This is a genomic window from Mesorhizobium sp. WSM4832, assembly GCF_055811115.1.
Map to the genome: position 1 here is coordinate 55,606 of NZ_JBVVQH010000029.1, position 15,970 is coordinate 71,575.

Below are 15,970 nucleotides of genomic sequence, written 5' to 3' on the forward strand. Positions count from 1 at the left end.
TCAAAATGTCATGGTCCGGCGCGACGCCAGGATTTTTTGCAGCACTGCGCAATCGACATCGGGCGGAACCGGGCGCTCGCCGGTGACCATCGGCAGGAAGTCAGTATCGGGAATTTCGAGAAGCCTCTCATATTGGTCGATTTCATCGCCGGTCAAGGCGCCGATCTCGGCGTCGGCGAAGGAACCCAGGACGAGGTCCATCTCGCGCATGCCGCGATGCCAGGAGCGGAACAGCAGCTTGCGCCGGCGGGCGTCGAGCCCCTCGCTTGATCGCTGTGTTCCGGTCATCGTGCCGCGTCCCTGTTCGAAGCGGCGCATATAGCGTGGATAGTGGCCGGTGTCAGCCTTTGCGCCGCGACCGTCGCGACATAAGCTGACACGATGCGTCCCACCATCCTCGATCCCCTGTTCGTTCCGATCACCTCGCTCGCCGGCGTAGGCCCGAAGGTTGGCCTGCTGATCGAGAAGGTCGTGCCGGCCGATCTCGGCGATCGAGCCGCGCGCGCCGCCGACCTTCTGTTCGTGCTGCCCAACACGGTGATCGACCGCCGCAATCGCCCAGGCATCGCGCTGTCGGCCGAGGGCCAGATCGTCACCCTCGAGGTACGGGTCGACCGCCATCAGCCGCCGCCGCGCGGCAACAGGTCGGTGCCATACCGCGTTTACGCCCATGACGATACCGGCGAGGTGGCGTTGACCTTCTTCCATGCCCATGCCGCCTATCTCCAGAAGATGCTTCCCGAAGGCGAGCGTGTGGTCATCTCCGGCCGCATGGAATGGTTCAACGGCCGCCCGACCATGGTCCATCCCGACTATATCGCGCCGATCGACGAGGCCGAGGGGCTGCCGCTGGTCGAGCCTGTCTATCCGCTCACCGCCGGCCTGTCGCCAAAGGTGCTGCGCCGCGCCATCGGGCAGGCGCTGGGCCGCCTGCCGGAATTGCCCGAATGGCAGGACGACGCCTTCATGCGCCGCCACACTTTTCCATCCTTCGGCGACGCGCTCGCTCGCATCCATTATCCGAAGGATCCGATCGAAATTGCCGTCGAAGGATCGGCCTGGCGGCGTCTTGCCTATGACGAGTTGCTGGCCGGCCAGGTGTCACTGGCGCTGGTGCGGGCAAAAATCCGCCGGCTGTCAGGGCGGCCGCTGGTCGGCGACGGCCGCATCGTCGAGAAGCTGCGCGCTGCCCTGCCCTACAAGCTCACGCCCTCACAGGAATTCGCGCTCGGCGAGATCAACGCCGATCTCGCCGATCCCGAACGCATGCTGCGCCTGCTGCAGGGCGATGTCGGCTCCGGCAAGACCGTGGTGGCGCTGCTTGCCATGGCGCGCGCCGTCGAGGCCGGCGGCCAGGCGGCGCTGATGGCGCCGACGGAAATCCTGGCGCGCCAGCATCTGGCGACCATCGCGCCGCTGGCTGAAACGGTCGGCCTGCGCCTCGCCATCCTCACCGGGCGCGAGAAGGGCCGCGAGCGTGCCGAAACACTGGAAGCTCTTGCCACCGGCGCGATCGACATCGTCGTCGGAACGCATGCGCTGTTCCAGGAAACGGTGACATTCCATGATCTCGTTCTTGCCGTCATCGACGAGCAGCACCGTTTCGGTGTCCACCAGCGTCTCGCCATCACCGCCAAGGGCGATGCGCCCGACATGCTGGTGATGACGGCGACGCCCATACCGCGCACCCTGGTGCTGACCGCCTTCGGCGACATGGACGTCTCGAAGCTGACCGAAAAGCCGGCCGGCCGGCAGCCGATCCGCACCGTGACCCTGCCGATGGAACGGCTGGACGAACTGGTCGGACGCATGCGCGATGCGATTGCCGAAGGCCAGAAGATCTACTGGATCTGCCCGCTGGTCGAGGAATCCGAAGAGATCAAGCTGATGTCGGCGGAGGACCGCTTCGCCTCGCTGAAACCGCTGTTCGGCGACCGGATCGCCCTCGTGCACGGCCGCATGAAGGGCGTGGACAAAGACGAAGCGATGCGCGCCTTCAAACAAGGCGAGACGCGCATCCTGATCGCCACCACCGTCATCGAGGTCGGCGTCGACGTGCCCGACGCCACCATCATGGTCATCGAGCATGCCGAACGCTTCGGCCTTGCCCAGTTGCACCAGTTGCGCGGCCGCGTCGGGCGCGGCGACAGGCCGTCATCCTGCGTGCTGCTCTACAAGGATCCGCTCGGCGAGACGGCAAAGCGCCGGCTTTCGGTTATGCGCGAGACCGAGGACGGCTTCCGCATCGCCGAGGAGGACCTGAAACTGCGCGGCGAAGGCGAGTTGCTGGGCACCCGGCAGTCCGGCGCGCCCGGCTTCCAGGTGGCGCGCCTCGAGTTCCATGCCGACCTGCTCGAAGCCGCGCGCGACGACGCCCGGCTGATCCTGTCGCGCGATCCGGAATTGCAGTCCGAACGCGGTGAGGCGCTTCGCCTCCTGCTCTACCTGTTCGGGCGCGATGAAGCGGTGCGCTTGCTGCGCGCTGGCTGAGGTCCGGAGCCGCGTGGCGGATTAGCAAGCGGACTCTTGATCATTTCGCCGTTCAGCGCCACGATCGTGGGCCTGACCTCCGGCGCGACCAAGCCCGCCGAAACGATCAGCTTGGCGCCGTCCTCGATCGTCATGTCGAGCAGCACGATCTCGGATTTATGCACATACATCAGGAAGCCGGTGGTCGGATTCGGCGTGCACGGCATGAACACCGCGACCAGCGGATCGCCCTCCTGGTCGAGCTTCTGATTGATCTCGGTTTCCCTCTCGCTGGCGACGAAGACCAGCGACCAGACCCCCTTGCGCGGATATTCGACCAGGCCGACCTGGCGGAACATGTCGCCCTTGTTCGACAGCACCGTCTCGAAAATCTGTTTCAGCGAGCGATAAATGCCGCGCACCAGCGGCATGCGGCCGAGCAGCCGCTCGCCGACATTGACGATGGCGCGCCCGACGATGTTGGCCGTCATGAAACCGATGAACGTGATCATCACCAGCGCCACGATCAGCCCGAAGCCGGGGACCGGAAATGGCAGATAGGTGTCCGGGTTGTAGCGGGCGGGAATGTAAGGCTTTACCCAGGAGTCGACCCAGCCGATGAGCGACCAGGCGATGTAGGCGGTGATCGCCAATGGGGCGCAAACGACGAAGCCCGTCAGGAAATAATTCCTCAGCCGGGTCATGCCAGAGGTCTTCAGGGCGTCGGACATGGGGTTCACCGCGGCGCAGGGTTGCGACGCCAAGACTAGTGAACCGCGAGCCGGTTTGGAACTGCGAAAGTTTTTTAAAGAATGATCGTCATGCCGCCGCGTCCAGCGGCACGATCTTCTCGAGTTCCGACGCGATTTTCCTCGCTTCGGTCTCCAGTTCATAGGCCTTCTGGAAGTTCATCCAGAACTCGGGCGTGGTGTTGAAGAACCTGGCGAGACGAAGCGCCGTATCAGGAGTAAGACCAACCTCTTCCTTGACGATGCGTTCGATCCGAGTGCGTGGAAGATTGAGCTTTTTTGCAAGCGCGCCGGCACTCATGCCAAGCGGCGCAAGGTATTCCTCGCGCAAGAATTCTCCGGGGTGTATGGGGCGTGCAAACTTGAGCATAGCTCAGTATCCTCAAAGGGCTAGGGCAAGTGCCCTTATCCACGATATGTATCATGCTATGATACATGTCCAACTGCAAGATCAGGACCCTCCGTGTCCCAAACGGAAGCTGCTTCCGTTCGGGATTAGCCGAAACATCCTTCCCTTCGTCATCCACGGGCGGAGCAAGGAGCGAAGCGACGCGCGCAGACCCAAGGATCCATTCCGTGACGCCAGCCGAAGAATGCAACCCGTCAGAATGGTCGCCTGATCATCCATCCGTTATTCATCACGCATAACGGGCTATGTGTACATGACAGCGAGCAAGAAGCGCGGCACCACACTGGTATCACGAACGATCTTGGCCGTCGCATGCCGGAGCATAGGTCCGGCGAAGGCTCGCGCTTTACGCCCGTGGATGACGAAAGAACGGAGCCGAGGCGGCGGAAGCTACTCCACCGTCACCGATTTCGCCAAATTGCGCGGCTGGTCGACATCCGTGCCCATGAACACGGCGGTAAAGTAAGCGAGCATCTGGATCGGCAGGGCGTAGATGATCGGCGAGATGATCTCCGGCACCTCGGGCAGGATGATCGTTTCCATCGTCTTGACGCTCGCCTGTGCTGCGCCCTTGGCGTCGGTGATCAGGATGATCTTGCCGCCACGCGCCGCCACTTCCTGCATGTTCGAGACCGTCTTTTCGAATATCCGGTCATGCGGGGCGATGACGATCACCGGCATGTTCTCGTCGATCAGTGCGATCGGCCCGTGTTTCAGCTCGCCGGCCGCATAGCCCTCGGCGTGGATGTAGGAAATCTCCTTGAGCTTGAGCGCGCCTTCCATGGCCAAAGGGAAATTGGTGTCGCGGCCGAGATAGAGCACGTCCTTGTAGCGGGAGAGCTCGCGCGATATGCGCTCGATCTGCTCATCGAGTTTCAGCACCTGGGTAGCGAAGCGCGGCGCTTCCGAAAGCTCGCGCACCAGCCGCTTTTCCTCATCGCGCGAAATCGTGCCGCGCGCCACCCCGGCGCGTACCGCGAGCGATGCCAGAACCGAAAGCTGGCAGGTGAAGGCCTTGGTCGAGGCGACGCCGATCTCCGGCCCGGCAAGCGTCGGCAGCACGACGTCGGATTCGCGTGCCATGGTCGATTCACGCACATTGACGACCGCGCCGATCTTCATGCCGGCCTGCCGGCAATAACGCAGCGAGGCCAGCGTGTCGGCGGTCTCGCCTGACTGCGAGATGAAGAAGGCCGCGTCGTTGGCCGAAAGCGGCATCTCGCGATAGCGGAACTCCGAAGCGACATCGATGTCGACCGGTAGCCGCGCATAGCGCTCGAACCAGTATTTGCTGATCAGCCCGGCGAGATAGGCCGTGCCGCAAGCCGAGAGCGCCAGCCGGCCGATCTTGGCGAAGTCGAACGGCAGGTCGAGCGGCTTCGACACGCCCGAGACGAAATCCACGTAATGCGCCAGAGTATGCGAGATCACCTCTGGCTGCTCATGGATTTCCTTCTCCATGAAATGCCGGCGATTGCCCTTGTCGACCATGAAGCTGGTCGACAGCGACTGCTGGCGCTTGCGGTCGACCTTTTTGCCGTCGATGTCGTAGATCGCGACGCCGTCGCGGCGAACCACCGCCCAGTCGCCGTCCTCGAGATAAGTGATCGAGTTGGTGAAGGGCGCCAGCGCAATCGCGTCCGAGCCCAGGAACATCTCGCCCTCGCCATGGCCGACGGCCAAAGGCGGGCCGTTGCGGGCACCGACGATCAGGTCCTCGTCGCCTTTGAACATGATCGCCAGCGCGAAGGCGCCAGAGAGCCGCTTCAGCGCCGCATGCGCCGCCTCGACCGGCTTCAATCCCCTGGCAAGCTCGCGCGCCACCAGATGCGCCACGACCTCGGTATCGGTCTGCGAGGAGAAGTTGTAGCCATCACGGACAAGCTCGTCGCGCAGCTCGGCGAAATTCTCGATGATGCCATTATGGACGATGGCGACGCCTTCGGAAAAATGCGGATGCGCGTTGGTCTCGTTGGGCACGCCATGCGTTGCCCAGCGCGTGTGGCCGATGCCGATCGTGCCGTCGAGCGGCTCTTCCTTCAGCCGGCGCTCGAGGTTGACCAGCTTGCCTTCGGCGCGGCGGCGGCCAAGCTCGCCCTTCTCGATGGTGGCAACGCCCGCCGAGTCATAGCCGCGATATTCCAACCGCTTCAGCGCGTCGACAATGAGCGGCGCAACCTGCTGCCGGCCGACGATTCCAACGATACCGCACATGCGATAACCCCCGATTCCCAGCGGAAAACCCAGCGTCATCTACGGATTGCCGGGCTACCGCGAAAGTCACTTTGCGTTTCGTTCCGTATCAGCCGGAACCCTGTTTCGCGTACCATCATGGCAGAGGGCCATTGCAATCCAGTTACCGCAATTGTTCGGTTTTTCGATCACTTCAGCGCCGAAACATCCATGCGCACTGCCCTTCGTCTATACTGCGAGGTGCCGCTGCTGCGGCAAGTACCATTTGCGGCGGTATTGCGTCATCCTTCGAATGACGACCCGCGCTGGATGACACAAGGCGGCTTTGAGCTGCTGGTGAGCGGAACCAATTGCCCTGAGCTGCGGCCCGCTTATTCCGCCGCTTTCTTCCTTGCCGCGGCAGTCGAAGCTAAGCGCTCGCGCAGTTCCTTGCCCTTGCCGGGGATCGTCCTCTGGCGGGCCCGGCCAAAGGCCAGCGCATCATCGGGCACGCTTTCGGTGATCACGCTGCCCGAGGCGATGTAGACGCCCTTGCCGATCGTGACCGGCGCCACCAGTGAGGAATTCGAGCCGACAAAGGCCCCCTCGCCGATGTCGGTGAAGAATTTCGAGTAGCCGTCATAGTTGCAGGTGATGGTGCCGGCGCCGATATTTGCCCCAGCACCGACCCGCGCATCGCCGACATAGGTCAGGTGGTTGACCTTGGCGCCCTCCTCGACCGTCGCCTGCTTGACCTCGCAGAAATTGCCGACCTTGGCCTTCTTCCTGAGATCGGCACCGGGACGCAATCGGGCGAAGGGCCCGATCTCGCAGTTCTCGGCGATGGTGGCCCCTGTGAGATGGCTGAAGGCATGGATCGTGGCGCCGGTGGAAATCTTGACGCCCGGCCCGAACCAGACGTTCGGCTCGACGATCGTGTCGGCGCCAATTTCGGTATCATGCGAGAAATAGACCGTCTCCGGTGCGATCAGCGTCACGCCGGAAAGCATCGCCTCGCGCCGCCGGCGCGTCTGCCAGATCGCTTCAGCTTCCGCGAGCTCGGCCCGGTTATTGATGCCGAGCGCGCTCTCGAAGCCGGCCTCCGTGGCCACCACATCGAGGCCTTCCGCGCCGGCGATCTCGACGATGTCGGTCAGGTAAAATTCGCCCTTGGCGTTCTTGTTGCCGACCTTGTCGAGCAGCCGCAGCGCATGCTTGCCCGCCACCGCCATCATCCCCGCATTGCAGAAGCCAATCTTCTTCTCGTCTTCGGAGCAGTCTTTCTCCTCGCGGATGGCGACGAGTTTGCCGCCCTTCTCGATCAGCCGGCCATAGCCGATCGGGCTTGGCGGACGAAAACCGATCACCACGACGGCGACACCCTCCGCCAGCTTTTGCCGCGCGGCTGCCAGAGCCTGCGCGTCGATCAGCGGCGTGTCGCCGAACATCACCAGGATGTCGTCATAACCCTTTGATATCGCTTCGCGAGCGGCAAGCACCGCATGCGCGGTGCCGAGCCGCTTGTCCTGCACGAAAGTCTCCGCCTTCGGCGCGAATTTGTGCGCCGCCTTGCGCATCTCGTCGGCGCCGTGGCCGATCACCAGCGCCACGCCGGATGCGCCTGCAGCCTCAGCGGCCTTCACGACATGCGCCACCATCGGCAGGCCGGCAATGGCGTGCAACACCTTCGGCATGGCGCTTTTCATGCGCGTGCCTTCGCCGGCGGCGAGGATGACGGACAGGCAGGATCTCTGGCTCATGGATGGGCAACCATATGAAAAGGTTTGGAATCAACGCACATTTAGCATTGGCGCTATGCTGAACCAATGCGGTTAAATTCCGGTGAGATGGATTGAGCAACTGACTTTTAATCAGTAGGTCCTGCAGTGAAATCGGGCGACCAGCACCCCTACAATAGGCCGTGTTTCCTGAATTCCGCCTGCTCGTCGCCAGCGATCCAGCCGAATACCCTCAAGCTGCCATCGCGCCGTTCGACGAGATAATCGACCTCGAAATCGATGGTCACGTGACTTCTGTCCTTGCGTTCATAGTCGCCCGACCATCGCACCTTGGCCACGCAATGGCCCTCATCGATGGGCGTCACCGCGACATCTTTGCAGGTCATCGCCTTGCTTCCCATCGCCCGATAGGCCTCAAAACCCTTTTTCATGATGTCTTTCAGCTGCTGGCCGTTCTCGCCAACCATGACCCCTGCCGGCGTTACCGAGACGAAGCCGGACGAATACATGTCTCCAAAATCGTCCATGTCGAAATTGCCGGCGATCGCGTCGTTGTAGACTTTTTCGTAGGCCTTGAAGAACTTCTGCACGTCAGCCTTGGCTACCATTTTCGCCTCGCCGGTCGGTCATCGGTTGTTGCGCCCGCGCACGGCCTGTAACGCCAGTTTTCGGGCATCGTTCCGGTTTGACGATAGCGATGTCAGCCCAGCCGCCCAAGCACCGGGAAATTCTCCAGCAGCCAGTAAGACGCGCTCTGCACGCCGCCTGTGAGGAAAAACACGCCGGCGACGACCAGCAGCGCTCCGATCGCTTTTTCGACGCGGCCGAGATGGACGCGGAATTTGCCGAGGAAGCGCATGAAGGCGCCGGAAAACAGCGCCGCGATCAGGAATGGGATGCCGAGGCCGAGCGAGTAGGCCGCAAGCAGCAGCGCTCCCTCACCCACCGTCTCGCGCCCGCCGGCTAAAGTCAGGATCGGCCCTAGCACCGGGCCGATGCAGGGCGTCCAGCCGAAAGCGAAAGCAAGGCCCATCACATAGGCCGCTATCATGCTGGCCGGCTTCCCCTGCGACTGGAAACGCGCCTCGCGCGACAACAGCGGTATGCGCAGGATACCGAGGAAATTCAGGCCCATGATGATGACCAGCACCCCCGCCGCCATCGCCAGCGGCTCCTGCCAGACGCGCAGCAGGCGACCGATGGTCGAGGCTCCGGCGCCGAGCGCGACGAACACCGTGGAGAAGCCAAGCACGAAAGCAAGCGAGGCATAAAGCAGCGCGCCGCGCGCGCCTTCTTTCGCCGTCACGCTCTGGCTGCCACGGAAATCATCGACCGAAACGCCGGCCATGTAACAGAGATAGGGCGGCACCAGCGGCAACACGCATGGCGACAGGAACGAGATCGCCCCTGCCCCGACCGCGCTGACATAGCCGATGTCCAATGCCATCCAATGAGTCCCGATTGTGCTGGCGTCGATATAGCGACGCGGGCACGCGCCTGCCAATCACCATTGTGTGGCCCGTAGCCGCTTCGCCCGAGGAAGAAACCGCCTCCCCGATGCGTTGACCGGATGAGCGCGCGATTGCCGCGCGCTTGTGCTCAGGGAGATTTGTGATGAAAGCGATTGCACTCGGGTTTGCCGCTCTTTTGCTCGGCACCGCCGCGTCCCACGCCGCCGAGGCCTGGAAGGAAGCCGAAGTCGGCGGCACCAAGATCTACACCGACGCCAACGGCATGACGCTTTATACCTTCGACAAGGATGAGAAGGGCAAATCCAACTGCTACGACAAATGCGCCGCCAACTGGCCGCCGCTGAAGGCCGAGGCCGGCGCCAAGGCCGACGATGAGTGGACGATCGTCGACCGCACCGACGGCACCAAGATGTGGGCCTATGACGGCAAACCGGTCTACACCTTCGTCAAGGACAAGAAGGCCGGCGACATGGCCGGCGAGGGCGTTGCCGGCGCCTGGCATGTCGTCAAGGCTGATTGAGCAATGTGCCCGCCCCGTTAAAGGGCACGATCTGGCCGCCGATCCCTCGATCTGGCGGCCAGCATGCTTTGCACCCTCGTCAGCCCTTTCGAGGCACTGACGTCACCATCCCCAAAAATGTGATCTTTGCCATACACTCTAAGAGTGTATCTGGCATTGGCGCCTCGCAAATTGGCCGCCTCCCCTTGACCGATCGCAAAAGCGCGGCCATGTGAGCGACGAAAAGAGTGGGATTTCGTCGTGTGCCGCGGAGTTCTTCCGCCGCCTCCTAATTGATAAGAGACCTCATGGACGTCGTCGTCGTCGAATCGCCGGCCAAGGCGAAGACAATCAACAAATATCTCGGCAAGAACTATAAGGTTCTGGCCTCGTTCGGCCACGTTCGCGATCTGCCGGCCAAGGACGGCTCGGTGCGGCCCGACGAGGACTTCGCCATGTCCTGGTCGGTCGATACCGCCTCCGGCAAGCGCCTCGCCGACATCGCCAAGGCGGTCAAGGACGCCGATGGGCTGATCCTCGCCACCGACCCGGATCGCGAGGGCGAAGCCATCTCCTGGCATGTGCTCGAAGTCCTGAAGCAGAAGCGCGCGCTGAAGGACAAGCCGGTCAGCCGCGTCGTCTTCAACGCCATCACCAAGGCCTCGGTGCTGGAAGCGATGGCCAATCCGCGCCAGATCGATGCGCCGCTGGTCGACGCCTACCTCGCGCGCCGCGCGCTCGACTATCTCGTCGGTTTTACGCTGTCGCCGGTGCTGTGGCGCAAGCTGCCGGGTGCCCGCTCTGCCGGCCGCGTGCAGTCGGTGGCGTTGCGTCTCGTCAGCGACCGCGAATCCGAGATCGAGCGCTTCATCCGCGAGGAATATTGGCAGATCGCCGCCATCCTCAACACACCCCGCAACGACGGTTTCGAGGCGCGGCTGACCGCCTTCGCCGGCAAGAAGCTGCAGAAGCTCGATATCGCCAACAAGGCGCAGGCCGACGACATCAAGACGATGCTGGAAGGCGCTGTTTTCAAGGCGCTTTCGGTCGAGGCCAAGCCGACCAAGCGCAACCCCGGCCCGCCCTTCACCACGTCGACGCTGCAGCAGGCCGCCTCGTCCGGGCTCGGCTTTTCCGCCACCCGCACGATGCAAGTGGCGCAAAGGCTGTATGAAGGCATGGACGTCGGCGGCGAGACCGCGGGCCTCATCACCTATATGCGAACCGACGGCGTGCAGATGGCGCCGGAGGCGATCGAGGCCGCGCGCCACGCGATCGTGAGCGAGTTCGGTGCAAAATACCTGCCTGAAAAGCCGCGCGTTTACACGACCAAGGCCAAGAACGCCCAGGAGGCGCACGAGGCGATCCGCCCGACCGATTTCAACCGCACGCCCGCATCGGTGCGACAATATCTCGATGCCGACCAGGCCCGCCTCTACGAACTGATCTGGAAGCGCGCCATCTCCAGCCAGATGCAGCCCGCCGAGATCGAGCGCACCACCGTCGAAATCGAAGCGGTGAATGGTTCCCGCACCGCCGAGCTTCGCGCCATCGGCTCGGTGGTTCGTTTCGACGGTTTTATCGCCGCCTATACCGATCAGAAGGAAGACGACGCGGAAGATGAGGAGAGCCGCCGCCTGCCCGAGATCCGCTCCGGCGAGCAGCTTGCCCGCAAGGCGATCAACGCCACCCAGCACACGACCGAGCCGCCGCCGCGCTACTCCGAGGCGACGCTGATCAAGAAGCTGGAAGAGCTCGGCATCGGCCGTCCCTCGACCTACACCGCTATCCTGAAGACGCTCGAGGACCGCGACTACGTCACCATCGACAAGCGCCGGCTGGTGCCGCAGGCCAAGGGTCGCCTGCTGTCGGCATTCCTGGAAAGCTTCTTCGAACGCTATGTAGAATATGACTTCACCGCCTCGCTCGAGGAAAAGCTCGACGAGATTTCCGACGGCAAGCTCGCCTGGAAGGACGTGCTGCGCGATTTCTGGAAGGATTTCTCCGGCGCCGTCGCCGACATCAAGGAATTGCGCGTCACCGACGTGCTCGATGCGCTCAACGAAGAACTCGCGCCGCTTGTTTTTCCGGCGCGCGAGGACGGCTCCAACCCGCGCATCTGCCCGAAATGCGGCTCGGGAAATCTTTCGCTGAAGCTCGGCAAGTTCGGCGCCTTCGTCGGCTGCTCGAACTATCCGGAGTGTTCCTACACCCGCCAGCTCGGCGACGCCGCCAATCCCAACGGCGAAAACGGCAATGGCGAGGACGGCGTCAAGCTGCTCGGCAAGGATCCTTACACCGCCGAGGAAATCACCCTGCGCAGCGGCCGTTTCGGCCCCTATATCCAGCGCGGCGAAGGCAAGGAGGCCAAGCGCTCCAGCCTGCCCAAGGGCTGGACGGCCGAGTCGATCGACCACGAGAAGGCGCTGGCGCTGCTGGCCCTGCCGCGTGATGTCGGCAAGCATCCGGAAACCGGCAAGATGATCTCGGCCGGGCTTGGACGCTACGGCCCCTTCGTCCTGCACGACGGCACCTACGCCAATCTGGAAAGCATCGAGGACGTGTTCTCGATCGGCTTGAATCGCGCCGTCTCGGTGATTGCCGAGAAGCAGCAGAAGGGCAAGGGCGGCCGCAACGGAGCCACGCCGGCGGCGCTGAAGGAGCTCGGCGACCATCCCGACGGCGGCGGCAAGATCGTCGTGCGCGACGGCAAATACGGCCCCTATGTCAACTACGGCAAGGTCAATGCGACGCTGCCCAAGGGCAAGGACCCACAATCGGTGACGATGGAAGACGCGCTCGCCATGATCGCCGAGAAGGAAGCCAAGGGCGGAGGCGGCAAAAAACCCTTCCGCAGGGCCGCAAAGAAGGGGTAGCAGGACGTGGCGCGCAGGATCTCCGGACGAAGCCACGGCGATCCGCGCACCGCCGACACGAGGGCGAAGGTCAAGGGCGACTACCGGCCTTCGCGCGACGAAATCCTGCGCTACATCGCCGAAAATCCCGATCGATCCGGCAAGCGCGAGATCGCCAAGGCCTTCGCGCTGCGCGGCGACGACCGCATCTGGCTGAAGGATCTTCTGCGCGACCTGCAGGACGAAGGTCTGCTCAACAAGGAGCGGAAGCGCCTCACCCGCCCCGGCGCGGTGCCTCATGTTGCCGTGCTCGATATTTTCGGTCGCGACGACGACGGCGTGCTTCTGGCGCAGCCCAACGAATATACCGGCCCCGGTTCGCCGCCCGTGGTCGCCATCCGCATCTCGCGCGGCGCCGGCGGCCCGGTGCCCGGCATCGGCGACCGCGTGCTCGCCAAGACCTTCCCGACCGACGATCCGTCAGGCCCTGCCTATACCGGGCGGGTGATGAAGATCTTCGAGAAGCGCAGCGACGCGGTGCTCGGCGTGTTCCGCGTGCTGAAGGATGGCACCTTCCGCATCGAGCCCGTCGAACGGCGCCAGCCGGAGCTGATCGTCGACAAGGAATTCCAGAACGGCGCCAAGAACGGCGACCTCGTCGAGGTCGAGCCCGCGAGCGCCTCGCGCTTCGGCCTGCCGCGCGCCAAGGTTCTCGCGGTGCTTGGATCGCTGACCAGCGAGAAGGCGGTCTCGATGATCGCCATCCACGCCCACGACATTCCGCATGTCTTCCCGGCGGACGTGATTGCCGAGGCCGAAGCGGTGAAGCGGGCGACGCTTGACCACCGGGAGGACTGGCGCGATCTGCCGCTGGTGACCGTCGATCCGGCCGATGCGAAAGACCATGACGACGCCGTCTTCGCCACACCCGATACGGACGAGAAGAATCCCGGCGGCGTTGTCGTCACCGTGGCGATCGCCGACGTCGCCGCCTATATCCGCTACGGCACGCCGCTCGACCGCGAAGCCTTGAAGCGCGGCAATTCGGTCTATTTCCCTGACCGGGTCGTCCCCATGCTTCCCGAACGCATCTCCAACGATCTCTGTTCGCTGCGCGAGGGCGAGGACAGACCGGCCATAGCCGTGCGCATGACCTTCTCGTCGGAAGGCCGCAAGCTCAGGCACACCTTCCACCGCGTCATGATGAAATCGGCGGCCAAGCTCGCCTACCCGCAGGCGCAGGCGGCGATCGACGGAATTCCCGACGACAAGACGCGGCCGATCCTCGACAGCGTCCTGAAGCCGCTATGGGACGCCTATGCGGTGCTCAGGCGCGGCCGCGACTCCCGCCAGCCGCTGGAGCTCGACCTGCCGGAGCGCAAGATCCTGCTGAAGCCCGATGGCACGGTCGACCGGGTCATCGTGCCGGAGCGCCTCGACGCGCATAAGCTCATCGAGGAGTTCATGATCCAGGCCAATGTCGCGGCCGCCGAGACATTGGAGGGCAAGAAAGAGCCGCTGGTCTACCGCATCCACGATGCGCCGTCGCTTGCCAAGCAGGAATCGCTGCGCGAGTTCCTGCAAACGCTCAGCCTGTCCCTGGCGCGCGGCGCGCAGATGCGGCCGAGCCAGTTCAACGGCATCCTGGAGCGGGTGCGCGGCGCCGACAACGAGGCGCTGGTCAACGAAGTGGTGCTGCGCTCGCAGAGCCAGGCCGAGTACTCGCCGAAGAACATCGGCCATTTCGGCCTCAACCTCAGGCGCTACGCGCATTTCACCTCGCCGATCCGGCGCTATGCCGACCTGATTGTGCATCGCGGGCTGATCGCGGCACTTGGTCTCGGGCCCGGCGGCCTGACGCAGCAGGAGGCCGACCGGCTGGAAGAGGTCGCGGCGCTGATTTCGGCGACGGAACGCCGCGCCATGGCCGCAGAGCGCGACACTGTCGACCGATTGGTTGCCGCCTATCTCGCCGAGCGCGTCAACGACACGTTCGACGCGCGCATCTCCGGCGTCACCAAGGCAGGACTCTTTGTCCAATTGCCGCAGTACGGCGCGGACGGCTTTATTCCGGTGTCAACTTTGGGCGGCGACTACTATATCTATGACGAGACCGCCCGATCGCTCTTCGGAGAACGCACCGGCAAGGGCTATCAGCTTGCCGATCGCGTCGAGGTTCGGTTGATCGAGGTCGCGCCGATGGCCGGTGCGATGCGTTTCGAGATGCTGACCGACCCGAAGCCCCTGCCCGGCTCGAAGCGGTCGTTCCACAAGGCCAAGGGCCGCGCCCGCGCGTCGCAATCGCATTCGGGACCGCGCGGCAGGAGACGATGATGCCAGGCGATTTGCGGGAAGAACAGGTTTTCGGTGGCGAGCATGATTCGGGCCGCGTCGCACGTCCGCTGTGGACGGCGATGAAGCGCGGCATGTTCGGGCGTTGCCCGCATTGCGGCAAGGGAAAGCTTTTCCACGCTTTCGTGAAGCCCGTGGACAAATGCGATGTCTGCGGCGAAGAGCTCCATCACCATCGCGCGGATGACCTGCCTGCCTATCTGGTCATCGTCATTGTCGGCCACATCGTGGTTGGCTCCTTCATGGCGGTGGAGGCTGCCGTCACGCTGGCGACATGGCAGCACGCGCTGATCTGGGTGCCGCTGACCTTTAGTCTGGCCATCGCGCTGCTGCAGCCGGTCAAGGGCGCTGTCATCGGCCTGCAATGGGCGCTCTATATGCACGGCTTCGGCGGCGAGAAGGACGAGCTCGAGAGCCATTGATAAGCCAGGTTGCACCGCTGTCCGCCCTGGTGCAAAGACCGCGACGCGCAAGCCACTTTCGCATCCGGGAAGTTTCCGCTAGGTCGAGCGCATGGAAGGAATGACCAAGGCGGATGTCGACAAGCTCGATAAAGGCCTGGCCGTGCGCAGCGGCCGGGCATTGCGTCCGCGCGATGCCGCGACCCTCATTCTGCTCGATCGCAGGGACAGGGACGTTCTGGTGCTGATGGGCCGGCGCCATGCCGGTCACGCCTTCATGCCCGGAAAATTCGTCTTTCCCGGCGGCCGCACCGATCCGGCCGACAGCCGCATTCCCGTGTCTGCCCCACTACGCGGCGAAGAAGAGAAGAAGCTGGTCGCAGGCCCCGGCCGCGCGAGCCCGGCGCGGGCACGGGCAATCGCCCTGTCGGCGATTCGCGAGACCTATGAGGAAGCCGGGCTGCTGATTGGCCGCAAAGGTGTTTTCTCGACCGCAGAGCGCGATTGGCAGGGTTTCGTCGAACATGGCGTGGCCCCATCGCTGGACGCGCTCCGCTTCATCGCCCGCGCCATCACCCCGCCCAATCGCGTGCGCCGTTTCGATACGCGTTTCTTCAGCGTCTGGCGTCATGACGTTGCGGTGGAATTGCCTGACGGCGGCCCCACCAACGAGCTCGAAGAACTCGTCTGGCTGCCGCTTGCCGATGCCCGTAAGGCCGACATCCCCGACATTACCGGCATGATCCTGGAAGAACTGCAACAGCGGCTCGCCGATGATCCGTTGCTGCGGCCGGGAGGCGCCGTGCCGTTCTTCCGGCTCGTCCGCAACCGCTTCGTCCGCGAAGTCCTTTAG

General features: G+C 63.7%; 13 protein-coding genes. 6 read left to right on the top strand and 7 right to left on the bottom strand.

Annotated elements, in window-relative coordinates; translation table 11 throughout:
• Positions 1-288, bottom strand: a complete 288-nt coding sequence (locus AC0L2L_RS30560; RefSeq protein ID WP_473583574.1) for an FAD assembly factor SdhE — start codon at positions 286-288, stop codon at positions 1-3.
• A 93-nt stretch (positions 289-381) separates the two neighbouring features.
• Here AC0L2L_RS30560 and recG point away from each other — a divergent pair, with 93 nt between their 5' ends.
• Complete coding sequence (gene recG, locus AC0L2L_RS30565) at positions 382-2,490, top strand: ATP-dependent DNA helicase RecG (protein WP_473583575.1); 2,109 nt, start codon at positions 382-384, stop codon at positions 2,488-2,490.
• On the opposite strand, the gene AC0L2L_RS30570 is transcribed toward recG, so the two are convergent.
• The 6 genes from AC0L2L_RS30570 to AC0L2L_RS30595 form a co-directional block, all read right to left on the bottom strand.
• Positions 2,442-3,200, bottom strand: coding sequence for a DUF502 domain-containing protein (locus tag AC0L2L_RS30570; protein ID WP_473583576.1), 759 nt, complete (start codon positions 3,198-3,200; stop codon positions 2,442-2,444). The genes recG and AC0L2L_RS30570 overlap by 49 nt on opposite strands.
• A gap of 88 nt (positions 3,201-3,288) precedes the next feature.
• On the bottom strand, positions 3,289-3,588 hold the full coding sequence (locus AC0L2L_RS30575) for a HigA family addiction module antitoxin (protein WP_027166502.1): 300 nt from the start codon (positions 3,586-3,588) through the stop codon (positions 3,289-3,291).
• A gap of 429 nt (positions 3,589-4,017) precedes the next feature.
• On the bottom strand, positions 4,018-5,841 hold the full coding sequence (glmS, locus tag AC0L2L_RS30580) for a glutamine--fructose-6-phosphate transaminase (isomerizing) (protein ID WP_473583577.1): 1,824 nt from the start codon (positions 5,839-5,841) through the stop codon (positions 4,018-4,020).
• 350 nt (positions 5,842-6,191) lie between these two features.
• Positions 6,192-7,559 (bottom strand): bifunctional UDP-N-acetylglucosamine diphosphorylase/glucosamine-1-phosphate N-acetyltransferase GlmU, encoded by a 1,368-nt coding sequence (gene glmU, locus AC0L2L_RS30585; RefSeq protein WP_473583578.1) that lies wholly within the window; start codon positions 7,557-7,559, stop codon positions 6,192-6,194.
• Positions 7,560-7,708: 149 nt separating this feature from the next.
• The gene (locus tag AC0L2L_RS30590; protein ID WP_473583579.1) at positions 7,709-8,146 is read right to left on the bottom strand and encodes a nuclear transport factor 2 family protein; all 438 of its coding nucleotides are present in this window, start codon (positions 8,144-8,146) and stop codon (positions 7,709-7,711) included.
• Between the two features lie 92 nt (positions 8,147-8,238).
• On the bottom strand, positions 8,239-8,985 hold the full coding sequence (locus tag AC0L2L_RS30595; protein ID WP_473583580.1) for a cytochrome c biogenesis CcdA family protein: 747 nt from the start codon (positions 8,983-8,985) through the stop codon (positions 8,239-8,241).
• A gap of 167 nt (positions 8,986-9,152) precedes the next feature.
• Between AC0L2L_RS30595 and AC0L2L_RS30600 the strand changes: the two genes are divergently transcribed.
• The 5 genes from AC0L2L_RS30600 (at position 9,153) to AC0L2L_RS30620 (ending at position 15,970) form a co-directional block, all read left to right on the top strand.
• Entirely contained in the window at positions 9,153-9,530 is a 378-nt protein-coding gene (locus tag AC0L2L_RS30600) for a COG4315 family predicted lipoprotein (RefSeq protein WP_473583581.1), read from the top strand.
• Between the two features lie 287 nt (positions 9,531-9,817).
• The gene (gene topA, locus AC0L2L_RS30605; protein WP_473583582.1) at positions 9,818-12,385 is read left to right on the top strand and encodes a type I DNA topoisomerase; all 2,568 of its coding nucleotides are present in this window, start codon (positions 9,818-9,820) and stop codon (positions 12,383-12,385) included.
• A 6-nt stretch (positions 12,386-12,391) separates the two neighbouring features.
• Positions 12,392-14,698, top strand: coding sequence for a ribonuclease R (gene rnr / locus AC0L2L_RS30610; RefSeq protein WP_473583583.1), 2,307 nt, complete (start codon positions 12,392-12,394; stop codon positions 14,696-14,698).
• Positions 14,698-15,138 (top strand): DUF983 domain-containing protein, encoded by a 441-nt coding sequence (locus AC0L2L_RS30615; protein ID WP_473583584.1) that lies wholly within the window; start codon positions 14,698-14,700, stop codon positions 15,136-15,138. Before rnr ends, AC0L2L_RS30615 begins: the two co-directional genes overlap by 1 nt.
• Before the next feature lie 91 nt (positions 15,139-15,229).
• A complete protein-coding gene (locus AC0L2L_RS30620; RefSeq protein ID WP_473583585.1) occupies positions 15,230-15,970 on the top strand; it encodes an NUDIX hydrolase in 741 nt (246 codons plus the stop codon).